A 22,826-nucleotide genomic window follows, 5' to 3' on the forward strand; every position below is an offset into this window, starting at 1 on the left:
GGTTTTTCTTCGCAACTACATTATAGCAAAACACGTGTCATTTTACCATCCATCGCTGGATTGGTCTAGCTTAAAATCAATTCGATTGCTTCTACAATTCCAAAGTCAACGACTGCAAAAAAGGCAGCAAACAATAAAACGGTGCCAACGACTGTAGTTGTATCTTTGGAAAGTGCTTTTCCGGTTGGCCAAGTAACGAGTTTCATTTCTTCCTTAACGCTCTTCAAAAATTTCATGGGACACCTCAGATCTATTTGGTTTCTTTATGATTCGTGTGCTTTCCACAATATTTACAGAATTTCTTCACTTCTAAGCGAGTTGTACGACTTTTCTCAGTAGGTGTAATGGTATAATTTCGCGAACCACATTCAACGCACGCAAGCGCTGCTTTTCTTTGTACCAATGCCACTCACCTCTCTTTTCCTAATTTCCATTCCTATTAATAGTAGAATGACGAATCGTTCTTGTCAATAAAGAATTCCAATCACGAGCAAAATGATTTGACACGTATGGAACAGCACCAAACTCTTAATCGCCAGATTAAACGTGGTTGCTTTGTCAGGATTCGCCACAAAACGGTTGATATTTTTCTGGAAAACCGGGAACAAAAGAAACACGCCTAACATCCACGGAGTAGTTACGCCAACAAGCACTGCCACTAAAATCGCAAGAAACGCGCCGTAGTAGAGAAATGCATATAGTTTCAACGCAGCCGGCTTCCCGATGTAATAGGTCAAGGTATAACGATGGTTACTGATGTCTGTTTCATAATCACAAATGTTATTGGAGAGCATGATATTAGCAATCGTAAAGACGAGCGGCAAGGAATGCAGAAACACCGCTAATAAGGTCAGCGCATTCCCTTCCATAGAAAAAGTCGGCCAGTCGAGGGTCAGCGCTGCGAGCTCATGGCTTGGCACATTGATATAGACGGCAATAAAGAAAATCCCAAACCCCATTGTCAGCCCAGATAATACCTCGCCTAGCGGCATCCGCGAGATGGGAAACGGTCCGAACGTATAGAGAATCCCGACCAAAAAGCAAGCCGCCCCGAGAACCAATAACAGAGGGTTCGTCCGGTAGGTTAACAACAAACCTAGTAACGCTGCCACTCCTACCATCGAGAGAATCATGTAGGTGGCTTGGCGGACCGATAGCCCCGCTCTTCCTAAAATATTTTCCTCATCCCGGTAGGTTAGATTCTTTGCTTTCACATAATCCATCGTGTTGTTGATCGCAGTTGTGGCCATATCAAAAATCAGCATGGCTACAAAAAATAACAAGGTATTCCAGCCATTGAACGACGAGAAATAGTAGATGCTATATAAAGTTCCTAATACAAACGGGAAAAAACTGGCTAATTTTGTTTTAATTTCTACTAATTCTAAAAATACAGCTACATTCATCCTTTATTCCCCTATTCCGCTACAAGTGTATATGTTTCGTTGGTCAGCTCGAAGTTGTCTTCTAACCCATCTGACAAGTAGATTTCATTCTCTTGGGTAATGAAAATCGCTTCTACATCTTCACGTCCGTTGACATATTCTAGTCCCTCTTCGAGCCCTAGTCCGAAAACAAGTGTAGATAAGGCATCCCCGTCTACTGAATTTTCAGAAATGATGGAAACACCGATAATTTCATTATCAAATGGGTATCCCGTTTCCGGGTTCATTAAGTGATGATAGATTTTCCCATCCACTTCTAAGTACCGCTCATAAATTCCTGAAGTTACAATGGAACGGTCGGACTGGATGGTAGAACCAATACTTTCTCCGCGTGATCCTTGTGGGTCTTGAATTCCTACATTCCAAACTTCACCGTCTCTGCTTGGGGAACCGCCCATCACAAACACATTTCCTCCTAGATCGATAATGGCACTCGTAACCCCTTGGCTGGCAAACAAATCACGAATGCGATCCGTCATGTACCCTTTCGCAATAGCCCCCAAATCCAGTTCCATTCCTTCCTCCATTAAGAAGACAGACTGCTCTTCATCATGAAAGACAACCTTCGTGAAGTCGACATGTTGGAGTGCCTCATCAATTTCGGCTTGCCCTGGCTTTCTGGCATCATCAAATCCAATCCGCCAAAGATTGGTGATTGAGCCAAGTACATAGTTGAATTGACCGTTTAAGGTCTTACTATAATCAGCCGCAATCTTCAATACTTCATAAACATCGTCGGACACTTCAACCGGATGGCTACCTGCCGCTGCGTTAATTTTGGAAATCTCTGATTCTTGGGTTTCACCTGTAATCTTGTCGGCTAAATCGCGCACCAATTCGAACCCTTCTGCCAACACCGCTTCTTTTCCTTCATTATATATCCGCAAGGTCACATACGTGCCCATTAAAAATTCTGTATCTTCATACGCTTGATCGCGTAGCTTCTCTTCTTCGTTCTCATTCCCACAGGCTGCTAAAAAGAAAACGGCCAAAAAGAAAAATGCGATGAAACGAGCTATTTTCTTCATCATTCTGATGTACTCCTCTTCCCTGATCATCTAAATAGCGAAAAAGGCAGGAACGACGTACATGTTCCTACCTTTATCTATTCTTTATGAAGATGATTAGTTGTCGATTTCGATTGTTTCAGTGTTGCCTTCTTTAGCAGCATCGATCAATTGTTGTGCATATTCTTTGAAGGAGTCAGAAGAGTGTGTTGCTCCTGTAACAACTTCAACTTCAGCTGCATCTTGTTTTTCAACTAGTTGTTCGTTCAATTCTGGGATGTATTGTTGAGGACCAACGCCATCTGTCTTTTCAGCCATTGCTGTTTGGTATCCTTCATCTTCTAGTTTGCTTTCGCCAGCTTCATTCAAGTTATCATAGTTCGATTCGGTGATAACGCCGTCTTCAACTGTGATGCTGAAATCAACTTTCCAACCGTTGTCGTCTAAGTTCTTTTCTACAAGTTTGTATGTTCCATCTTGTAGTTCGCCAGCAGCCACTTCTGAAGTTGCTGTTGATTCTGTGCTTGATGTTGTTTCTGTATCTGTATCTCCGCCACCACAAGCTGCTAATAGTAGTGTAGAAGCTAGTGTCAAACTGAAAGTTGTCATTTTTTTGTTAAAAGCCATTCGTATAACCACCCTTTTTTTAATTTGATTGTGAATGTCCGTCCACCTGTCAAATCATTCACAAATTGAATACACCGCTATAGTACCACCAAAGAACCACCATTGCAACGAAAAACAAAAAAGTTTATGAAATATTTCATTATCTATGGCTATTTTTTATCAAATTTTAATATTAATCCACCTAAACACCGCTATATCAGTGTTTTCACTTTAAGATTCTCGTTGGAGAATTTGTTCAGTAATGTTCGAAAGAAGGCTTCGTGGCATTTCGTCGGGTAATTGTTGGATCTGTTTAAGCGCTTTTTGTGTGTATTTGGCTGCCAACCGTTGTGCTTCCTCTATCCCTTTCGCCTCTTTTACAAGTGCTAATACTCGTAAGGCTTCTTCGTCTGTAATTTGGTCTTTTTTTAAGAGGTAAGGCAACAGTTCGTCCCGGTTTGTTTGCAGTGCATAGAGCAATGGAGCGGTATAAATTCCGTTACGCAAATCTTGCAAAACAGGCTTGCCGATTTTTTCACTATTCTCATTATAATCCAGGTTGTCATCGATCAACTGGAAGGCAATACCGATGTTTTGTCCGATTCGGTAAGCTTGTTGAGCAAGCTTCTTATTTTCTGTTGCTTGGTAAGCACCAGAATAACAGCTCAGAGCAAACAACTCCGCTGTTTTCCCTTTTACCTGACGGAAATAATCCCGCATCCGCATGTTGGTCTGATATTTGTTGGTCATTTGATTGAGTTCCCCAAGGAGGATGGTTTCCATCCCGTTCGAGTCCAACTGCAGAATCGAAGCATCTGCAACGTATTCTTGCAACAAGTTAAAGCAAACGGTAAACAAGTAATCGCCCGTATAAATGGCAATCCGATTGTCGTAAGCGGCGTTAAAGGTATCTTGTCCGCGTCTGGTTGCTGCTTCATCCACGACGTCATCATGAACTAATGTTGCAAGATGAAGAACTTCAATGGCTGCCGCAACAGCTTGAGCTTTTTTGGGATCTCGTTCTTTGGCGAACTGAGAAAAAAGGATACTATAAGCCGGTCGCAATAGTTTACCGCCACCAGTCAGTAATTCTTTAATTTTTTGTTGCACATCCGGGTGCCGGATTGTAATTTGTTTCTCAATGAGTTGGATTGTTTCCGCCAATTCGTTCCGCAAGGCGGGATATTCATCCCACATTGGATGTACGTTCATACCTTTCACTCTCCTGTAATCTTCCTTACATTTAGGAAATAACATCCAAGCCGTCTGCTGGCTCTACAGGCTCATCCGATTTCACTTCCACTAATACGCGATGCGGCAAGCAAAGAATCGTTTCCCCCGCTGCATCAACTGCGTTCATGCGCACACACACTTGGTCGCTGCAGTTCGCTTCTTGCATGGTGACTGACAAGCCATTCCGGACAATCACATTTTCATGTCCATCCTCATCATGATAAACAAACGTCTCTGTTTCTCCATCATCCACCAAGTCAAACAGCTTGACGACTTCGCCATCTGCTTCTACCACTACTTGTAAGCGATTCTCATCTGCCTGTGCTTGTCGGTAGGTAAAGACACCGAGCGGAATAAAAGAACCGATCATCAGGAGAAGCACGATGATCACATCTCCACGGCGAACCTTTTTTAGATATTTCATTATATTCATTAGGGACATCCTTTCAAAAAGAATGTTATTTTTTATTAGCATAAAGGAAAAAAGGAGGCTAAGGCAAGTTTCCCCACCTTAACCCCTTTTGGTTTTTTAGTTATTATTTTTCAATTCCTGGCTCGTAGATCGACTTAATGTCTCCATACCACCACTTGCCGAGCTTCTTCTGAAGCCATGGCATCACGTAGTAATCCAACCCTACTGCACGGCCTGAACCGTTCATCAAGGCGATGGCTACTGGAACGAACCACATGTTTACCCAGTAGAACATACCGGACAAGCTGAAGGATACAACTAACGCAACCGTTGCTGCGTTTGCTAACCAAGTGAACAAGCCAAAGATGATTGCTAAACCAATCGCAACTTCAACTAAGGTCATGAACTTTTGGAAGAACAAAGCAACATCTTGGTTTGGAAGCATGAATTTCATAATGCTCTCAAACCAACCTGGCATTTCTTTGAATACCATCATTGGCTCTTCACCATATACATAGTTCAGACCAAAGACTGGTTTTGCCACTTCTTCTACCGCTTCGGTAGCACCCGATGTTGGATCTTGTAACCAGCTGAACGGTAAGGTAACTTCATTGCCGAACCAAGAAGTTGTGCCGAACAAACCAAACAGTTTCTTCAACCCTTCAATCAGCCACATCGAACCATAGTAGAGACGCAGCGGCAAGGCCCATAGCACGTTGCCGTAACGAGACAAGTGTTTGCGGAAGATATTGCGTCCGTCACGAATATGGAAGAATTCATGATGGATATATTGTACGAAGTAATAAACGGAACCGATTGATAGGAAGTAGAATAGATTGATTAGGTGTTTTACTGCCATTGCAATAAAACCGCTCAAGTGAATCTTATCCATCAAGTACGCTACACCGTAACGGGAACCAATGGAAATCATAAATCCTTGGTAATTACTCTTATGTGGGACTTTTTCTTTCCCTTCATATGCTGCAATAATGTTTGCTGCTGCAGTATGACCGGTTTGTTCAGCGTTTTGCACGATTTGTGGCGTTGGACGGTTATCTTTGTCAGGCTCTTCGTAGTACACGATATCCCCTGCCAAATAGACGTCTTTTGCACCTTGTGCTTCCATGTATTGGTTGGCTACCAAACGGCCAGCGCGTCCTTTTTCGATTCCATAATCTTCTGTATCTGTGTTGGCTTTTACACCAGCAGTCCAGATCAAAGTATGTGTTGGAATTATGGTTCCGTCGCTTAGCTCAATGGAGTCTTCCTCAACCTTGGCAACACCATTGCCTTTGATGATTTTCACGCCGTTTTTGTTCAAGTAGCGTTCTGCTTTAGAAGACTCTTTCTCTGTTACAACACCTAGAATAATTGGTGCAGCTTCTACTAGATAGAATGAGAACTCATTTGGATCCAGTTTGTTGTCTTTTGCCAAACGGTCTTTCCATTCCATCAGGTCACCGATCATCTCCACACCAGTGAACCCAGCTCCGGAAACAACCATTGTCAGCATTGCTTTGCGTTTTTCTACATCATGTTCGATTGCGGCTGCTTCAACGGTATCTTTGATGTGACGACGAAGTGTATTTGCATCTTCCCAGCTCCACAAGGTGAAGCCATTTTCGTCTACGCCAGGTACGTTAAAGGTATTTGGTTCGCCACCCATCGCTACGATGAGATAGTCATAATGGAAAACGGTATTAACCGTTGTAACTTCTTTTGATTCATGGTTCACATGTTTTACTTCATCGGTTACGATATCTACGTTTTTGTTCCGGTTGAACAGGCGTTGTAGATCGTATTGAATTGCATCAGGCTCTACACGTCCTGCTGCAACTTCGTGAAGTTCCGTCATATAGGTTTGATAAGAATGACGGTCAATCAGAGTAATCAAGACATCATTATTTTTTTTGAAATGTTTTGCTAATTTCTTCGTTGCTGCAACACCAGCAAAACCAGCACCAATCACGACAATATTAGTCTTTGCCATTTTTCTGCTCCTTTTTAATTCTTATTAGAATCGAATAATTTCTGTATGTAAAATCCTTAACAAAGAATAGGTCACTTACTATTAATCAACTTACCTAATAATTATAGGACATTTGTGAAAAATTGTCCATGGCAAATTCAATGAAAGAGCCATTATTAGCTATTTCTCATATCGGAAAGGGTTACATGAAAAATAAAGGAGGAGGGAAAAGCAAAAAGAGGCAGGAACCTGTTACTCATGGTCCAACCTCTTATTCCAAATCTTGATATTCCGTCGTATAGTTTGCTTCGTACCATGCCTTGGTTAATGAATCTGTTTTTGCCTCATCGCGTTGGAAGTTGCGGATCGTCACAACGTGTTCCATCAGGTAGTTTGCCGCAATCCCGACCGCAATTCCGGAGAAGATACCGGTAAATGCCAATACAGGTAGATAGAGCATCACTCCAAATGATTGTGCAATCGTGCTGGCAACGATTAGCTGCCCCACATTGTGTAAAATCCCACCAGTTGCGCTGACTCCGATTAAACTAACTCGCTTCGGACCGAGCTTGCGCACAGCCACCATCCCAAAGAAGCTTAAGAAAGCACCCGCAAAACTATAGAGAAACGTAGATAATGTTCCGCCTAAGAAGGTAGAAATAATGAGCCGCATCCAGACCACCTTGAAACTGTCCTTAAACGGCAACGTGAAGAGCGCCAGTATGGTGACCATATTGGCCAGCCCCAGCTTCGCACCGGGAGCAAAGGCAAATGGAAACGGAATGGAGCGCTCCAGCAAGGTGATGACGACTCCTTGTGCTGCTAATAATGATATATATAGTAATTTTGTATTTTTTTTCATCGCAGATACCTTTACTGCTTGCTGCTTCGAGCAAGACCATTTTCTGTTTCTTAGTGTAGCATATTTCTGCTTCTTACAGTATTGTTCCAGCATTAAAAATAAAAGATTTGGGTAGTTCAGAGGCAGCGCCACCTCTGAGCTACCCAATTTTTGATTAGAATGGGTAGCTCAGAAACTTTTTTGCGCTGGTCTACCCACTTTCTCAAAAAAATGGGTAGTTCAGCAGAATTTTTTTGGTGATCTACCCATTTGATGCTTGTCCAACCAAAAAACGCAAGAATGGTCTCTATCCCATCCTTGCGTTCCTAAAATTTAGAGTAAACTTCTTTTTAGTTTTTGTCGACACCGATCATAGGCATTTTGGACTTGATCCAATGTACTATTGATACGAACGGCAATTTCTTTTTTATCCAACCCTTCGAGGTAGAAACGAAAAACTTCCTGTTCAAAGTCAGAAAGTTGATCAAAGTAATCCATCGTTGCTTCTTTTACCTCAAGAATACTTTCTGGTGAGGATGCATCGACTTTTTTATAGAAATGTAAATTGTTTTCCGTATTGTTCTTGTCGTGAAGAAAATCATAAGAAATGGCTTCGTAATCGATTCTTCGCTTCATTGCTGTATCTTTGCGAAGCAAATTATAAATGTGGTGCTGTAGTAACAGTTTGTAATAGGCTGCAAACTTTAGTCCCTTGTCACGATCATATAACTGGACCGCTTCTAATAAAACAATACGTGATTCTTGATATAAATCTTCTCGTTCCATCGTGCGAACCCGGTACATCGTGCAAAACTTGTTAACCAATGGATGAAAACGAAGAAATAAAGGATCGAAGTAGCTCATATCTCCTTTTTTTAAGAAAGCTACCATCTCCTCCATTGTGTAAACGTTTTCATTATCAGGACAATTGGACACATAAATCTCCCCCAGCTTTTGTGATGTTATTATCATACCTTAACTTAAATGATCACGCAAGCGCTTTAGTGTATTTAATTGTTCCTCCGACCACGTTCCACGTTTTCTTTTCGAAATGTTTTGGAATTGATTGGTCTCTTGCTGCAAAGCCCGCAAGGAACGTTTGATTTCCTTATACAATTCATTGGCAGACATCCGGCTCGCACCTTTAGCGAAAACGAGTTGTTGTTCAGCAAGGTCACTAGTCGCAACTGTTACATCCGTCAGAACATTCTTCAGGTTGTCGACAACGCCCTCAATATACGTATCGGCCGTCTCCCCCTGTGCAGTGAAGACGACCTTTACTTTATATTTGGTATATTCTTTGGTAATACCAGGAACAAATTGGGCGTCAAAAACAACAATGACGTCCTTGTTCTCAAACGTGCAGTAGTTCGAAAGGGTTTGTAAGAGGCGATCGCGCGCTTCTTCGATGAAATCATTGTCCTTCAATTTTACTAGTTCTGGCCACGCACCGATCATGTTGTAGCCATCCACTACTAAGACTTCTTTTTTCATTGATTTCATCGTTTTCATCCCCTTTCGTTTTTAGAATCCGCGTTTGCGGTACACTTCGTACATAATAAGACCTGCCGCCACACTTGCATTCAAGCTTTGGACATGGCCTCTCATTGGAATATGAATGGTTCCGTCGGCTGATTCTTTCACCAAACGGGACACACCTTTTCCTTCATTTCCGATTACAACCGCAAGTGGCAAGGAAGCATCCCATTGGTGGTAGCCTTGCCCCTCCATATCGGTCGCAAAAATCCAGACGCCTTTTTCCTTCAATTCGGCAATCGTACGGCTGATATTCGTTACGCGAACAACCGGTACATGCTCGATCGCGCCGGTTGAAGTCTTCGCAACTGTTCCGGTCAGGCCGACTGCACGGCGCTTGGGAATGATGACCCCATGCACGCCGCTCGCATCCGCTGTACGCAAGATGGATCCTAGGTTATGCGGGTCTTCAATTCCATCCAGAATAAGGAAGAAAGGATCTTCTCCCTTGGCAGCTGCCACTTCAAACAAGTCATCAATCGTTGCGTACTGAAACGCAGCGGTCGCAAGCATTACCCCTTGGTGATTACCGTTATCCGACAACAAATCCAATTTGCTCTTCGGTACAATCTGAATCTGAATTTGACGTTCTTTGGCTAGTTCCAAAATTTCGCCAATCTTGCCGCCACCGATTCCTTCTTGCAAGAACAACTTATTAATGTCACGGTCTGACTGCAATGTTTCAAACACCGCATGCTTTCCGATTACAAAGTCATCGTTCTCTTCTACTTTTACCTTTTGTTCTCGTTCTTGCCGAGGTTTGTTTGGTCGTTCTTTCCGTTGTCCCCGGTCTTTCTTTTTTGATTGATCACGCATTCGTTTCATCCTCCACTTGCTCGATACACCAATGCACCAGTTCAGCCAATCGTTCTTCCTGTTTGGTTAAATGCAAGTATCCCATCATCGCCTCAAAACCGGTAGAAATCCGGTACGTAGTGACATCCGCATTCTTCGCGGTCGTATGACTCTTCGCGTTCCGCCCTCTCTTATAAAAGGAAAGTTCCTCTTCCGTCAAAAAGCTCTCATCTAGTAACATTTTCTGCATCAAATCGGCTTGGGCAGTCGCCGACACAAACTTAGTCGCTCGGCGATGCAAGTCATTCGGCTTCGTCCATCCTTTTACCAAGAGATGCTCCCGAATAAATACTTCATAAGCAGCATCCCCAATGTAAGCAAGAGCCAATCCATTCAATAAATTCCAATCTTTTTCCATTATCCGCGTCTCCATCTCGTTCCTTGAGGCGTATCATCCAAGATGATGCCCTGTTCTTTTAAGTAGTCGCGGATTTCATCACTGCGGCTAAAGTTCTTGTCTTTTCGTGCCTGGGTACGTTCTTCAATCAACGCTTGCACTTCTTCATCTAACATCATCTCTTCATCTAGCTGGATACCAAATACCATCAGCATTTGTGCTAACAAACCGGTTACTTCTTCCAGGACAAAACGGGATACCGTTTCTCGTTCGTTATAGAGATTGACCTCTTTAACAAATTGGTAAATGACGGACATGGCGTTATCCGCTTGGAAGTCATCATCCATTTCCCGTTTGAATTGATCTTCCAACTCTTGGAAAACAATCAAGTCGGTACTATCGATTTCAAGAGCTGCTTCCGCATCCGTTTCTCGGTAAACTGCATTTTGATAGGCATTTTTTACCTTTTCCAAATTGATTGCTGCTTCTTGAATGGCCTTCTCCCCGAACTTGATGGGACGGCGATAGTGGGCAGAAGAAAGTAAGAAGCGCAGAACTTGTGGGTCTACTTCTTTAATTAAATCATGGACCATCACAAAATTTCCCAGCGACTTGCTCATCTTCTCCCCATCGTCTCCCATTGTGACAAAGCCGTTGTGCATCCAATAATTGGCAAAGGTTTGACCTGTTTTCGCTTCGGATTGGGCAATTTCATTCTCATGGTGCGGGAAGGTTAGGTCATGACCGCCCCCATGAATATCAATTGTGTCTCCTAGATACTTCGTTGCCATGACCGAGCACTCAATGTGCCAACCGGGACGTCCAGAACCAAATGGGGACTCCCAAGCAATTTCATCTGCCTTCGCTTCTTTCCAGAGAGCGAAATCAAGCGGATTTTCTTTCTTTTTGCTTTCTTCCGCATCTAAACGTTCGCTCGCTCCGACACGCAAGTCCTTGATCGATTGGTCACTTAATTGACCATACTTCTCAAATTTTTCTGTTCGGTAGTAAACATCTCCGCCAGATTGATACGCATAGCCTTTTTCGATTAATGCTTCAATAAAGGAAATGATATCCGGAATATTTTCCATGACGCGTGGATGCAAGGTGGCTGGCTTCACGCCGAGCGCTTCCGTATCTGCTGCAAAAGCCGCAATGAACTTATCCGCCACTTCTAACGGACTCAATGTCATTTCTTTAGCGGTTCGGATGATTTTATCATCGACATCGGTAAAGTTGGAAACATAGTGCACATCATAACCACGATATTCAAAATAACGCCGGATGGTATCGAATGCCACGGTGCTGCGGGAGTTGCCGACATGGATATAGTTGTATACAGTCGGTCCGCAGACATACATCTTCACCTTTCCTGGTTCTAATGGTTCAAATGTTTCTTTTTGACGTGTCAATGTATTATAGATTTTAATCATCCGTTCTCGCTCCTTTCCTGATAGGAAGAAGAATGCGGACCCTTTCAGCTAGAAAACCTCACTGAAACGAGTTCGCATACCTTCCATCGCTTTTTAGTTAGTTAGTTGTGCCAACACTTGATCCAAGTGGCTCAAGCATTTTTCTTTTCCAAGCAAGGCGATTGTTTTGCCGATTTCTGGACCGTGCATTTCACCACTGATCGCTACACGAATTGGCATAAACAAGTTTTTCCCTTTAATCTTTGTTTCCTTTTGTACTTCTTTGATTGCTGCCATGATGTTAGTTTCTTCAAACGGTTCGATCGTTGGCAATTTTTCTTTGAATGCTTCTAAGACAACTGGTACGGTTTCCCCAGCCAACACTTCTTTTTCAGCTTCATCAAACTTCAATTCTTCCGTAAAGAATAATTCTGATAACGAAACAATTTCTGCTGCATAACTCATTTGTTCATGATACAAGGAAACGAGTTTCTCAATCCATTCCATTGTTTCAGGAGTTGGGTCTGCTGGAACGCGTCCTGCTGCTACTAAGTGTTGCGTAGCAGTCGGCAAGATATCCGCTACCGTTGTTTCCTTCATGTAATGGTTGTTGATCCATTCTAGTTTCTTCGCATCGAATGCGGCAGGAGATTTGCTCAGTCTTGAAGGATCGAACATTTCAATCAATTCTTTTTGACTGAAAATTTCTTCTTCCCCTACTGGAGACCAACCTAGCAACGTAATGAAGTTAAACATTGCTTCTGGGATGTATCCTAGTTCACGGTATTGACCGATAAATTGCAGAATCGTCTCATCACGCTTGCTTAATTTTTTGCCTGTTTCTGAATTAATAATCAAGGTCATGTGACCAAATTCTGGTGCTTTCCATTCAAATGCTTCATAAATCATCATTTGTTTTGGAGTGTTGGCAATGTGGTCGTCCCCACGCAACACATGCGTAATCTTCATCAAGTGGTCATCTACCACTACAGCAAAGTTGTACGTTGGGAATCCATCACGCTTACGGATAATGAAGTCTCCACCTACACTACTTGCTTCAAAGGAGATTGCTCCTTTTACAATGTCTTCAAACGCATACGTGTTATCTTTCGGTACACGGAAGCGAATGGTTGGAACAATGCCTTGTGCTTCTTTTTCTGCCCGTTCACGGGTTGTTAAGTGTGCACAATGCCCGCTGTAATGTGGCATTTCACCACGAGCACGTTGTTGTTCTCTTTCTGCTTCTAACTCTTCTTCTGTACAGTAACATGGGTATGCACGGTTCGCCATCAACAATTGGTCGATGCAGCTGTCATAAATGTCTTTCCGTTCTGATTGACGGTACGGACCATATTCGCCTGGCTTGTCTGGACCTTCATCCCACTCGATGCCTAACCATTCTAAATTCTCTAATTGGCTTTCTTCTCCACGTTCTATGTTCCGTTTTTGGTCGGTGTCCTCAATCCGAATGATGAAGTCTCCTCCATGGTGACGTGCGAACAAGTAGTTAAACAACGCGGTTCGCGCATTCCCAATATGTAAATGCCCCGTTGGACTTGGAGCATACCGAACTCGAACTTTTTTAGCCATTTTTTAAACTCTCCTTTAAATTACGAACTAAATTTATTTTGCTTTTAATCCTTTTTGTGAATGGACCGGTTTTGCAAAAATCATCCGTCCAGCTGCCGTTTGCAAGGCACTGGTCACGACGACTTCAATTGCTTTATTGATATAGTATTGACCGTCTTCTACAACAATCATCGTGCCATCATCCAAGTACCCGACGCCTTGATTGCGTTCTGTACCGGCTTTAATGATGGTAACATTCATCGTCTCCCCTGGGATCACGACTGGTTTCACTGCATTTGCCAATTCATTGATATTCAGTACGGGCACATTTTGGAACTCGCTGACCTTATTCAAGTTAAAGTCATTCGTAACCAAGACGCCGTCAATCAACTTCGCTAAACGAATCAGTTTGCTGTCTACTTCAGGAATATCTTCGAATTCCCCTTCATAGCTCTCCACTGTCATTACTTCTTCTTTCTGCAAGCTGTTCAAGATATCCAGCCCTCTGCGACCTCGCACACGCTTAATGCTGTCCGATGAATCAGCGATATATTGCAACTCACGAAGGACAAAGTTTGGAATCACCAAAACGCCTTCTAAGAAGCCTGTTTTAGCAATCTCATAAATTCGTCCATCAATAATCACACTTGTATCCAAAATTTTGTATTTGCGGAAGGTAGAATCTGCCTTGCGCTCGAGCAACTGCCCTTCATCAGGACGCTTGGCGCGAGTCGTAAACAACTTGCGGAATTCTTCCATACGAGTCGTTCCGATTGAGTAACCTAAGTACGCAAACATTAATGCCAACAGTGATGGGACGATATTACTTAGAACCGGAATGTTCCAAGCTGCTAATGGAATTCCGATCAGCCACGCAAGCACTAAACCAATGATAATCCCCAAAGCACCAAATAACAAGAAACTCGTAGATTGTTTACTGAAGTAGGTTTCTACTTTCTTGAAAATTTCAAGAATAAAATTCACTAATACTAAGGATAATAAAAAGAAAATAAGTGCGCCGATACCAAAATTGACAAACACATTATTGAAAGAAGAACGGGTTAGATTTGCTAGATCCCATAAATAAGGCATCACTGAAATTCCGACACTTCCTCCAACAATCAAAAAAATCATTGAAATAATCTTTTTTCTCATCATTTTCCCTCCTTTCGATTAATTCCGTTCCGGAAACACCTTTTTCAATGTCTCGAAAACAGTGGAAACACCCACTAATTCTATCCCATCCGGGGAAGTCAAACCAGCCAAATTGTTCTTCGGCAAGAAAATACGCTTGAATCCAAGTTTCTCTGCTTCATAAACCCGCTGTTCAACGCGGCTCACTCTTCTTACTTCACCGGTCAAACCAATTTCACCGATAAAACAATCGGTTGCTGCGGTTTCTTTATCCCAGTAACTAGAAGCCACACTGACTGCTACTGCCAGATCAATCGCAGGTTCATCCAAACGTACGCCACCCGTTGACTTGAAGTAAGCATCTTGGTTTTGGAGCAATAGTCCTGCCCGTTTCTCCAATACCGCCATAATCAAGGTAACACGGTTATAATCCAATCCACTTGCCGTCCGTCTCGCGTTTCCAAATGCAGTAGGGGTAATCAGGCACTGAATTTCAGCTAAGATGGGGCGTGTTCCTTCCATGGAAGCTACTACTGCAGAACCGGAAGCACCTGGCATCCGTTCTTCTAAGAACATTTCTGATGGATTGGCAACTTCACGCAATCCGCCAGCCGCCATTTCGAAGACACCAATTTCGTTGGTCGAACCAAACCGATTTTTCACTGCCCGCAAAATCCGGAACGTATGATGACGGTCTCCTTCGAAGTACAACACGGTATCTACCATATGCTCCAACATCCGTGGTCCGGCGATATTCCCTTCCTTCGTCACATGACCGACGATAAAGATTGAAATGTTGTTACTCTTGGCAATACGCATTAGTTCTTGAGTCGTTTCACGCACTTGGGAAACACTGCCGGCACTACTCTCGTTATCCGGTTTGATCATGGTTTGGATGGAGTCGATGATGACAAGCTTCGGTTTTACTCGTTCGATGGTTTGAGCAATGGCATCCAGATTCGTTTCAGGATAGATGTAAAAATCTGCCCCTTTTACGCCTAAACGCTCTGCACGGAGTTTAATCTGTGTTGCACTTTCCTCCCCGGAAACATATAGAACGGAAATATTCTTGTTATTAATCTGCGCTGATACTTGGAGTAGCAAGGTCGATTTCCCAATTCCTGGGTCTCCTCCAATCAACATCAATGATCCTGGCACGATCCCGCCACCTAGAACATGATTGACTTCTTCCATATCTGTTGGAATACGAGGCACATCTTCAATCTTGATATCTTGAATGGATACTGCTTCAGGAACTTGACCTGTGAAATTCGCACGTGGTTGGTGGGCTTTTGAAACAGCCACTTCTGTTTCTTCTTCCAGCTGATTCCATCCGCCACAATTAGGGCATCGTCCAAGCCATTTAGGCGATTCATACCCACAGGCCTGGCAAACGTATTTAATTGATTTCTTTTTCGCCATTCTGTGATCTCCTTCTTTTATGCCAAATAAGGCTTATGGTTATTTTAGCATATAACCCGCCAAACTACTTGTATGGACCTATAATAATTTCAGGAATTTTCATGGTTTTCGTCTGAAGAACCAAATCCGCCGACACGGCTTTTTAATCCGCCTCGGTCCCCGTCCGCTTTCAGAAAAGAAAGAAAAATACCTTGTCCAATTCGTTCTCCCTTTTTGATTACCTTATCTTGTAAACCAAAGTTAAGTAATTGGAAGAAGATTTCTCCTTCGTTTGCTTCATTGTTGTAATAATCTGCATCCACAATCCCTACTCCATTCGGCAAAACAAGAAAATGTTTTAACGGGTTACTGGAACGATTTGTCAGCTGCAAGTACTCATCCTCTTGCATATAGGCCTTGATTCCCGTTGGTACTAATACAGGTGTAATTCCTTTGGGGGATGCGGTTCGGTCGTGCTTAAAGAGGGTCCGCCAAATAGAAGGCAATACGGTGTCCTCAGCCGCCTGGAAATCATATCCAGCTGCATGGATAGTGGCACGTTCGGGAAGAGAAATCCCTTGTCCTTCATAATGCGACACAATCTCAAAACCTCTTTTTTTCATCGAATCTTCCTTTCCTACTCAATTGAAATAATTATAACAAGAATCAGGTTAAAAAGGTTTGAAGATTTTGCGAAGAAAGATTGTATCCGCTTTTATGCAATGTGCACAAGAATCTGTGTTGTTTTTTATTCAGAATGACTTAGCAATGTTATCCGCTTTCATTTATGATAAGGATGTTAAATAAATCCACGAAAAAAAGGACGGTAAATAAAATGGTAGAAATTCAATTGAACCATATACATAAAATGTACGACAATGCGGAAAGCTATTCCGTTACAGACTTTAACTTACACATCCAAGACCGTGAATTCATCGTCTTCGTAGGACCATCTGGTTGTGGAAAATCCACTACCCTACGTATGATTGCTGGTTTGGAAGATATTAGTGAAGGCGAACTAAAAATCGGCGACACAGTAATGAACGACGTAGCTCCTAAAGACCGCGACATCGCAATGGTGTTCCAAAACTATGCATTGTATCCACATATGACTGTATACGATAACATGGCATTCGGTTTGAAACTACGTAAATACAAAAAAGAAGAAATCAAAGAGCGCGTAGAAAACGCAGCTGACATCTTAGGCTTGCGTGAATATTTAGACCGTAAACCAGCTGCACTTTCTGGTGGACAACGTCAACGGGTTGCTCTTGGACGTGCGATCGTTCGTGATGCAAAAGTATTCTTGATGGATGAACCTCTTTCAAACTTAGATGCAAAACTACGGGTAGCAATGCGTGCAGAAATCGCAAAATTACACCGTCGTTTGAACACAACTACAATCTACGTAACGCATGACCAAACAGAAGCAATGACCATGGCTGACCGGATCGTTATCATGAAAGACGGTTTCATCCAACAAATTGGTTCTCCAAAAGATGTATATGACAACCCTGTTAACTTATTCGTTGCTGGATTCATCGGTTCTCCTGCAATGAACTTCTTCAATGTAACATTGAACGATGGCGTTATTTCTGACGGTAAAGGCCTAGAGCTACGTATCCCAGAAGGAAAACGCAAAGTATTGGAAGAAAAAGGCTACAACAACAAAGAATTGATCTTCGGAATTCGTCCAGAAGACATTCAAAGTGAGCAAGTAGTAATCGAAGCAAACCCAGAATCAACCGTACGCGCAGAAGTGCAAGTATCTGAGTTGTTGGGTGCAGAAACAATGCTTTACAGCCGTGTTGGTAACACTGAATTTATCTCCCGTGTCGATGCTCGTGACTACCATGAACCAGGTAGCACAGTAGAATTAGCGTTCAACATGAACAAAATTCATTTCTTCGACAAACAATCGGAAGTAGTTATTACCATCCCTTAATCTGTTATCTCTATTTTCTTACTCTATACCATCCTCCACCTGAAAAAAGTGCAGAGACTCTTGTCTCTGCACTTTTTTCTTATGCTTCTTCCAAAGGATGAAACGCTTCTTCCGGCGTCACTCCATCTTTGACCCATACTGATACGGTTCCACCCTTAACTAAGAACTCCCCGCATCCTTCTTCATCAATCACAATTTTTTCTTCACGGTTGCCGCTGTAATCCGCAAATGTTTCACCAGCATACTGCTCCCCAACATACATTTTTTTCTTGTTGTCATCACCGTTTGACATAATAACGGCTAAGCCATACGGATGTTCCTCGTTCCCCATCCGGGTCCAGCCAATGCAATTCGGATCATCGAAGTAATCATGTTGGTCACCATACGCATGGTTCGCACGTAAGTAGAGAATTTTATCCAACCGGCTCGCCATTCCCTCAATCGGATTTTCACCGCTGATTCCATAATAATCACCGTAGAATAAACAAGGGAATCCTTCTAGCCTTAGTAAAATAAAGGAGTACGCAAGTGGCTTGAACCAGCGCTCCACATACGATTCAAGCGATTGACCTGGCTGCGAATCATGATTATCAACAAAAGTAACCGCATGGGTTGGGATTTTTGCAATGAGGGTATCCTCGCAAATTTTGCGTAAGTCATAATCGCTGCCTGCTACAGAAGCTTCATGGAAATGATAATGGAGCGACACATCGAATAAATCGAACGTATAGTCAGTCGCTTCTAGATATTGCTGCAGCGAATCATAATCATGGCGCCAATATTCCCCTACTGCAAAGAATTCAGGTCGGCCTTTCTCACGAATGTCGGTTACTAATTCTTTGATGAAATGATAGTTGATGTGCTTCACAGCATCCAACCGGAACCCGTCCAGCTTCGCTTCATCTACATACCAATTCGCCCAACGTTTTATTTCTTCCACAACTTCCGGATTCTCATAATCGATATCCGCAAACATCAAATAATCAAAGTTCCCAAACTCATTGTCAACCGTCTCGTCATCGCTCCAGCCCTTGTTGACTCCTTTAATCATATAAATAGCTTTTTTCTCATCCTCTACGTTAAAGTCTGTCCCGGTAAAATGAGTCCAATTCCATTGAAAGTCCGAGTGTTTCCCTTTTCTTCCCGGAAAAGTAAATTTAGTCCATGCTTCAATCTCATACGGCTCACTTAACTTTTCTTGTCGGTTTTCTGGATTCACTTCATATGCCATAAAACGTTCCGTTTCGTCTGCGCCTGCCTTATGGTTAAGGACCACATCCGCGTATGCGCCAATGCCGTGTTCATGAAGGGCATCAATGGCCGCAATGTATTCTTCTTTCGTTCCGTACTTTGTCCGCACGGTACCTTTTTGATCAAATTCACCTAAATCATATAAGTCATAAATTGCGTAACCCACATCATCTTGCGAGATCGCTTTGTAAGCAGGTGGTAACCAAACAGAGGTAACTCCAATTTGCTTTAGATGAGGGGCATCGGCTTTTATTTTATTCCATAATTGCCCATCATTCGGTAGTTCCCATTCGAAGTACTGCATGATTAGTCCATTTTCACTCATTGATTCCACTCTCCTTCAATCAAAAATATCCAATATAAAATACATAGCTCACGCTTCTTATTATAGCTTACTTTTTTATTTTCACCTTGTATGAAGCTCTTCGGTTTGCTTCACTTGACATTAGTTCGAATTCGAGATATTATAATTGTGTCCATAACCGCAAGAGTTTGAAAGGAGATTTATGATGAATCAATTAACCGGAATTCACCACATAACAGCTATTACTAGTAGCGCTGAGAAAATTTATGACTTTTTTACCACTGTATTAGGGATGAGGCTTGTTAAGAAAACTGTCAACCAAGATGATATCCAAACATACCACCTCTTTTTCGCTGATGACCGCGGAACTGCCGGAACTGACATCACCTTTTTTGACTTCCCTGGCATTCAAAAAGGCAGACATGGTACGAATGAGATTTTCCGCTCCGGCCTTCGTGTGCCAAATGATCGTGCCCTTGCCTACTGGCTGAAACGTTTTGACCATTACGGTGTAACGCATACGGATATTCAAGAACAATTCGGGCGAAAAGTGATTAACTTCCAAGACTTTGATGAGCAATTGTACCAGTTAGTCTCCGACGAAAACGACCAAGGAGTGGCCACAGGAACCCCTTGGCAAAATGGTCCCGTGCCGACGGAGTTTGGTATTACGGGATTAGGCCCAGTCCATGTGCGGATTGCTGATTTTACTTTTTACAAACAAATGTTAGAAATGGTTCTTGGCTTCAGGGAAAGTGCGAGCGAAGGAAATGTACATTTGTTTGAAACGGGAGCAGGCGGAAATGGCGGTTCGATGATTGTCGATCATAATACTGTTCTACCTCCTGCTGTTCAAGGCTACGGAACGGTACATCACATGGCCTTTCGAGTAGGACCATGCCGTAAAGAGTTAGACGAATGGATTGAGCACATGAATCATTTCAATCTTCCTACTTCTGGGTACGTCGACCGCTTCTACTTTGAATCCTTGTACGCGCGGATTGCGAATGGTATCTTGTTTGAATTCGCAACCGATGAACCAGGATTTATCGATGACGAGGAGCCATACGAAATTCTTGGCGAGAAGCTAGCTCTTCCACCACGTTTCCGTGACCACCGCGAAGAGATTGAGAAGCTGGTTCGCCACTTTGACACGGTGCGCAGTACCAAACATTTTGAGAAAGAATACTTTGGCTTCGACCAATAAACTTAAACGTGCAAGTGACCCTTTTAAAAAGTGGTCACTTGCACGTTTTCGGCTATTTTGGTATAAGTGAGGTGTTTTTTTAGGGCTCACTTGCACGCTTTTGGGAGTTTTGGTATGAGTGAGCAATTTTTTTGAGCCCACTTGCACGTTTATCATTTTTTTAGTTAGGATTCCTCCTTTCTTTTTGAAAAACCCCTTTCAAAACATCCGTTTATCCGGTAGAATAAATGCAATGATGTGGAAAAGTGAGGAATAGATATTGAAGTGCAAACGTTTATTGACACTGGTTCTTCCCACGGCCGTTATCCTTTCAGCTTGTCAACGCGTACTTGCAACTGATTTTCAACCTTCAAGTACGGTAGCCCTATCCAACGACGTGGAAAATTACCACCAAATTGTCACAGTGAAAGCAGAAACTACCTTAGACCAAAATGAAACAGCCGTTTCGTACACAGCGACAGAAGCAACACTCTTCCTAGACGAAACCATTGGATACGGTTCGCGCATTACGAAAGGAACCGATATCTCCTCCCATAAAGTAAATATGTACAGCAGCCCATCGCGTGCGTACCAACAAACCAATCAAGAAGACTGGCAACCAGTCGCAACAACGAGTCCACTTTTCTCTAGTCTAGAAGTGTACCCTTATGAAACATTTTTAGAAATGGCTGAAATCTTCATCCAAAATGGAACCGTGGCAGAGTCAGAAGAGGAATTCCTCATTACTTATTCGGGGAAAGACGAGGCGTTGAACCGCGAAATTGCGGCTGCGCTAGAAAAGATGCCTGCAGCCAATACATCTTATGAAGTATCTTTGTCGGTTGATAAAGAAAGCCAACATCTTACTTCGTTTTCTTTAATAACCGAAACCGAACAAGCAGACGGAAATCGCATCGTGACTCAGGAATTAACCAGTTCTTTCTCAAAGTATAACCAAAATACACCAAAACCATTTTAACTAAGAAAAAGAGTGCTCCCAAAAATTTGGGGGCACTCTCTTTTTACTGACAAGTCAAACGGTAAATCGCTTCTGCATAAATATCCATCGCAATGTAAATATCTTCCAGGGCCATGCGTTCGTTTGGTCCATGCAAAGTTGCTTCTGCTTCTGGTAGTTGAGCTCCAAAGGCTACGCAGTTATCCATGGTTCGTGCGTAGGTTGCACCACCAGATACAATCGCTTCACTTGCATCACCTGTTTTTTCTTGATACGTAGCCATCAACGTTTTCACCAATTCAGTGTCTAACGGTACGTATAGTGGTGCGATGAAATCATATTCTTCAAATTCTAAATTATATTTTGCAGCTGCTGCTTGTAACTTTTCAACAATCAAAGATTTTTCAAAAGTAACCGGGTAGCGAACGTCGATGCCCAGAATAGAACCGTCTTCGTTGATGCTCAAAGTCGCTGCATTACAAGTCAATTTGCCCGATGCCTCGTCTTCTACTTCGCCAAAGATTGCTAAACCGCGGCCATCTTCCTGAACCATTTCCGTTAAGAAACGTAAGATGTCAGCAGACTCTAAGCGGTCTAAGCGGTCTAATCCTTTTGCCAGACGAACAATCGCATTAATTCCTTCTGGTGCACTCTTACTGTGAACGGATTTCCCTTTAACCGTAACTTGATCACCGTCTTGAACAAAGTGAAGATCCATACTTTCTAACTCAGCCGCGAGACGATTTGCCAGCTCCCCTTGGTACATCGCATCTTCTGGCACCACATTCATCGCTTCACCAGCTTTTAGCTGATAAGAGGTGGATTCTTTGCTGTGTAATTTCACTTGCAACAGGCCTTTTTCGGCATATGTTACTGGGAAAGTCGAGTCTGGCGCAAAGCCCATGGTTGCCTTCTCTTCTTTTTCGTTGTATTTTGCTAGGCATCTCCATAAGTTTTCTTCATCCACACCGAAAATGAAACGAATGCGTTGGTTGAATACCTCTCCAGCATCCATCAGTGCTTTCACTGCATACAAAGCCGCAATCGTTGGCCCCTTGTCATCTTGAGCGCCACGAGCAACGATGAAGCCGTCTTTAATGACTGGTTCAAAAGGTTTGCTCTCCCATAGATCGAGATTTCCCGGTGGCACAACGTCTAAGTGGCACAGTACCGCGAATAATTCTTTCCCTTCGCCCACTTCCGCGTATCCATAGTATCCTTCTGGATCTAGATACGTTCTAAACCCTAACCCCTCTGTCAATTCCAAAGTTTTTTTCTAATACTGCTTGGATATCACTTCCAAAAGGTGTCTTTCCCGTCGGATCTTCTTGTAGGTAAGAAGGATAAGACAGAATCGTTTTCAAAGCTTCAATCGCTTCGGTTTGATGTTTCTCCTGAATAAAATTTTGCATGCAACTTCCTCCA

Annotated in this window: 22 protein-coding genes and 1 pseudogene; 3 read left to right on the top strand and 20 right to left on the bottom strand. The window is 42.7% G+C overall.

Annotated elements, in window-relative coordinates; translation table 11 throughout:
• Positions 1–65: 65 nt before the first annotated feature.
• The 18 genes from secE to PVE40_RS05080 all read right to left on the bottom strand — a co-directional run bounded on the left by secE (position 66) and on the right by PVE40_RS05080 (position 16,380).
• Complete coding sequence (secE, locus tag PVE40_RS04995) at positions 66–236, bottom strand: preprotein translocase subunit SecE (RefSeq protein ID WP_274730789.1); 171 nt, start codon at positions 234–236, stop codon at positions 66–68.
• Positions 237–250: 14 nt separating this feature from the next.
• A complete protein-coding gene (rpmG, locus tag PVE40_RS05000) occupies positions 251–403 on the bottom strand; it encodes a 50S ribosomal protein L33 (RefSeq protein WP_274730790.1) in 153 nt (50 codons plus the stop codon).
• A gap of 64 nt (positions 404–467) precedes the next feature.
• Positions 468–1,406, bottom strand: coding sequence for a 1,4-dihydroxy-2-naphthoate polyprenyltransferase (menA, locus tag PVE40_RS05005; protein WP_274730791.1), 939 nt, complete (start codon positions 1,404–1,406; stop codon positions 468–470).
• A gap of 11 nt (positions 1,407–1,417) precedes the next feature.
• A complete protein-coding gene (locus PVE40_RS05010) occupies positions 1,418–2,476 on the bottom strand; it encodes an FAD:protein FMN transferase (RefSeq protein ID WP_274730792.1) in 1,059 nt (352 codons plus the stop codon).
• Between the two features lie 93 nt (positions 2,477–2,569).
• Positions 2,570–3,079, bottom strand: a complete 510-nt coding sequence (locus PVE40_RS05015; protein WP_274730793.1) for an FMN-binding protein — start codon at positions 3,077–3,079, stop codon at positions 2,570–2,572.
• A gap of 210 nt (positions 3,080–3,289) precedes the next feature.
• Positions 3,290–4,270: a polyprenyl synthetase family protein gene (locus tag PVE40_RS05020; protein ID WP_274730794.1), complete on the bottom strand. Its 981-nt coding sequence runs from the start codon at positions 4,268–4,270 to the stop codon at positions 3,290–3,292.
• Positions 4,271–4,301: 31 nt separating this feature from the next.
• Positions 4,302–4,724: a NusG domain II-containing protein gene (locus tag PVE40_RS05025; protein WP_274730795.1), complete on the bottom strand. Its 423-nt coding sequence runs from the start codon at positions 4,722–4,724 to the stop codon at positions 4,302–4,304.
• Positions 4,725–4,827: 103 nt separating this feature from the next.
• Positions 4,828–6,693, bottom strand: coding sequence for an FAD-dependent oxidoreductase (locus PVE40_RS05030; protein WP_274730796.1), 1,866 nt, complete (start codon positions 6,691–6,693; stop codon positions 4,828–4,830).
• Positions 6,694–6,943: 250 nt separating this feature from the next.
• The gene (locus PVE40_RS05035; protein ID WP_274730797.1) at positions 6,944–7,534 is read right to left on the bottom strand and encodes a Gx transporter family protein; all 591 of its coding nucleotides are present in this window, start codon (positions 7,532–7,534) and stop codon (positions 6,944–6,946) included.
• A gap of 312 nt (positions 7,535–7,846) precedes the next feature.
• The gene (locus PVE40_RS05040) at positions 7,847–8,377 is read right to left on the bottom strand and encodes a sigma-70 family RNA polymerase sigma factor (protein WP_274730798.1); all 531 of its coding nucleotides are present in this window, start codon (positions 8,375–8,377) and stop codon (positions 7,847–7,849) included.
• 111 nt (positions 8,378–8,488) lie between these two features.
• Positions 8,489–9,007 (bottom strand): NYN domain-containing protein, encoded by a 519-nt coding sequence (locus PVE40_RS05045; protein ID WP_274730819.1) that lies wholly within the window; start codon positions 9,005–9,007, stop codon positions 8,489–8,491.
• A 30-nt stretch (positions 9,008–9,037) separates the two neighbouring features.
• Positions 9,038–9,874 carry a 23S rRNA (guanosine(2251)-2'-O)-methyltransferase RlmB gene (rlmB, locus tag PVE40_RS05050; protein ID WP_420828512.1) on the bottom strand — a complete coding sequence of 279 codons (837 nt, stop codon included), beginning with the start codon at positions 9,872–9,874 and terminating at the stop codon, positions 9,038–9,040.
• Positions 9,858–10,262: a Mini-ribonuclease 3 gene (locus PVE40_RS05055; protein WP_274730800.1), complete on the bottom strand. Its 405-nt coding sequence runs from the start codon at positions 10,260–10,262 to the stop codon at positions 9,858–9,860. Before PVE40_RS05055 ends, rlmB begins: the two co-directional genes overlap by 17 nt.
• Entirely contained in the window at positions 10,262–11,674 is a 1,413-nt protein-coding gene (gene cysS, locus PVE40_RS05060) for a cysteine--tRNA ligase (protein WP_274730801.1), read from the bottom strand. Before cysS ends, PVE40_RS05055 begins: the two co-directional genes overlap by 1 nt.
• 93 nt (positions 11,675–11,767) lie before the next feature.
• Entirely contained in the window at positions 11,768–13,243 is a 1,476-nt protein-coding gene (gltX, locus tag PVE40_RS05065; protein ID WP_274730802.1) for a glutamate--tRNA ligase, read from the bottom strand.
• Between the two features lie 33 nt (positions 13,244–13,276).
• A complete protein-coding gene (locus tag PVE40_RS05070; protein WP_274730803.1) occupies positions 13,277–14,377 on the bottom strand; it encodes a PIN/TRAM domain-containing protein in 1,101 nt (366 codons plus the stop codon).
• 18 nt (positions 14,378–14,395) lie between these two features.
• Positions 14,396–15,778 (bottom strand): DNA repair protein RadA, encoded by a 1,383-nt coding sequence (gene radA / locus PVE40_RS05075; protein ID WP_274730804.1) that lies wholly within the window; start codon positions 15,776–15,778, stop codon positions 14,396–14,398.
• Positions 15,779–15,867: 89 nt separating this feature from the next.
• Positions 15,868–16,380, bottom strand: coding sequence for a dCTP deaminase/dUTPase family protein (locus PVE40_RS05080; protein WP_274730805.1), 513 nt, complete (start codon positions 16,378–16,380; stop codon positions 15,868–15,870).
• Positions 16,381–16,592: 212 nt separating this feature from the next.
• On the opposite strand from PVE40_RS05080, the gene PVE40_RS05085 reads away from it, so the two are divergent.
• Positions 16,593–17,702 carry an ABC transporter ATP-binding protein gene (locus PVE40_RS05085; protein WP_274730806.1) on the top strand — a complete coding sequence of 370 codons (1,110 nt, stop codon included), beginning with the start codon at positions 16,593–16,595 and terminating at the stop codon, positions 17,700–17,702.
• 79 nt (positions 17,703–17,781) lie between these two features.
• Here the strand turns inward: PVE40_RS05085 and PVE40_RS05090 are convergent, their stop codons facing one another.
• On the bottom strand, positions 17,782–19,278 hold the full coding sequence (locus PVE40_RS05090) for an alpha-amylase (protein WP_274730807.1): 1,497 nt from the start codon (positions 19,276–19,278) through the stop codon (positions 17,782–17,784).
• Positions 19,279–19,459: 181 nt separating this feature from the next.
• On the opposite strand from PVE40_RS05090, the gene PVE40_RS05095 reads away from it, so the two are divergent.
• Together PVE40_RS05095 and PVE40_RS05100 are read left to right on the top strand one after the other, a co-directional pair.
• Entirely contained in the window at positions 19,460–20,464 is a 1,005-nt protein-coding gene (locus PVE40_RS05095; protein WP_338033468.1) for a VOC family protein, read from the top strand.
• 259 nt (positions 20,465–20,723) lie between these two features.
• Complete coding sequence (locus PVE40_RS05100) at positions 20,724–21,422, top strand: DUF6612 family protein (protein ID WP_274730809.1); 699 nt, start codon at positions 20,724–20,726, stop codon at positions 21,420–21,422.
• Between the two features lie 43 nt (positions 21,423–21,465).
• Here the strand turns inward: PVE40_RS05100 and PVE40_RS05105 are convergent.
• A pseudogene (locus tag PVE40_RS05105) lies at positions 21,466–22,813 on the bottom strand (M20 family metallopeptidase).
• Between the last annotated feature and the right edge of the window lie 13 nt (positions 22,814–22,826).

Origin of the sequence: Jeotgalibaca caeni (assembly GCF_028863945.1) — a bacterium.
GTDB lineage: Bacteria > Bacillota > Bacilli > Lactobacillales > Aerococcaceae > Jeotgalibaca > Jeotgalibaca caeni.

Excerpts from the sequence above, each read along its gene's own strand:
- secE (WP_274730789.1), bottom strand. The coding sequence starts at position 236 with ATGAAATTTTTGAAGAGCGTTAAGGAAGAAATGAAACTCGTTACTTGG.
- menA (WP_274730791.1), bottom strand. The coding sequence starts at position 1,406 with ATGAATGTAGCTGTATTTTTAGAATTAGTAGAAATTAAAACAAAATTA.
- PVE40_RS05010 (WP_274730792.1), bottom strand. The coding sequence starts at position 2,476 with ATGATGAAGAAAATAGCTCGTTTCATCGCATTTTTCTTTTTGGCCGTT.
- PVE40_RS05015 (WP_274730793.1), bottom strand. The coding sequence starts at position 3,079 with ATGGCTTTTAACAAAAAAATGACAACTTTCAGTTTGACACTAGCTTCT.
- PVE40_RS05020 (WP_274730794.1), bottom strand. The coding sequence starts at position 4,270 with ATGAACGTACATCCAATGTGGGATGAATATCCCGCCTTGCGGAACGAA.
- PVE40_RS05025 (WP_274730795.1), bottom strand. The coding sequence starts at position 4,724 with ATGAATATAATGAAATATCTAAAAAAGGTTCGCCGTGGAGATGTGATC.
- PVE40_RS05030 (WP_274730796.1), bottom strand. The coding sequence starts at position 6,693 with ATGGCAAAGACTAATATTGTCGTGATTGGTGCTGGTTTTGCTGGTGTT.
- PVE40_RS05035 (WP_274730797.1), bottom strand. The coding sequence starts at position 7,534 with ATGAAAAAAAATACAAAATTACTATATATATCATTATTAGCAGCACAA.
- PVE40_RS05040 (WP_274730798.1), bottom strand. The coding sequence starts at position 8,377 with ATGAGCTACTTCGATCCTTTATTTCTTCGTTTTCATCCATTGGTTAAC.
- PVE40_RS05045 (WP_274730819.1), bottom strand. The coding sequence starts at position 9,007 with ATGAAAAAAGAAGTCTTAGTAGTGGATGGCTACAACATGATCGGTGCG.
- rlmB (WP_420828512.1), bottom strand. The coding sequence starts at position 9,874 with ATGAAACGAATGCGTGATCAATCAAAAAAGAAAGACCGGGGACAACGG.
- PVE40_RS05055 (WP_274730800.1), bottom strand. The coding sequence starts at position 10,262 with ATGGAAAAAGATTGGAATTTATTGAATGGATTGGCTCTTGCTTACATT.
- cysS (WP_274730801.1), bottom strand. The coding sequence starts at position 11,674 with ATGATTAAAATCTATAATACATTGACACGTCAAAAAGAAACATTTGAA.
- gltX (WP_274730802.1), bottom strand. The coding sequence starts at position 13,243 with ATGGCTAAAAAAGTTCGAGTTCGGTATGCTCCAAGTCCAACGGGGCAT.
- PVE40_RS05070 (WP_274730803.1), bottom strand. The coding sequence starts at position 14,377 with ATGAGAAAAAAGATTATTTCAATGATTTTTTTGATTGTTGGAGGAAGT.
- radA (WP_274730804.1), bottom strand. The coding sequence starts at position 15,778 with ATGGCGAAAAAGAAATCAATTAAATACGTTTGCCAGGCCTGTGGGTAT.
- PVE40_RS05080 (WP_274730805.1), bottom strand. The coding sequence starts at position 16,380 with ATGAAAAAAAGAGGTTTTGAGATTGTGTCGCATTATGAAGGACAAGGG.
- PVE40_RS05085 (WP_274730806.1), top strand. The coding sequence starts at position 16,593 with ATGGTAGAAATTCAATTGAACCATATACATAAAATGTACGACAATGCG.
- PVE40_RS05090 (WP_274730807.1), bottom strand. The coding sequence starts at position 19,278 with ATGAGTGAAAATGGACTAATCATGCAGTACTTCGAATGGGAACTACCG.
- PVE40_RS05095 (WP_338033468.1), top strand. The coding sequence starts at position 19,460 with ATGATGAATCAATTAACCGGAATTCACCACATAACAGCTATTACTAGT.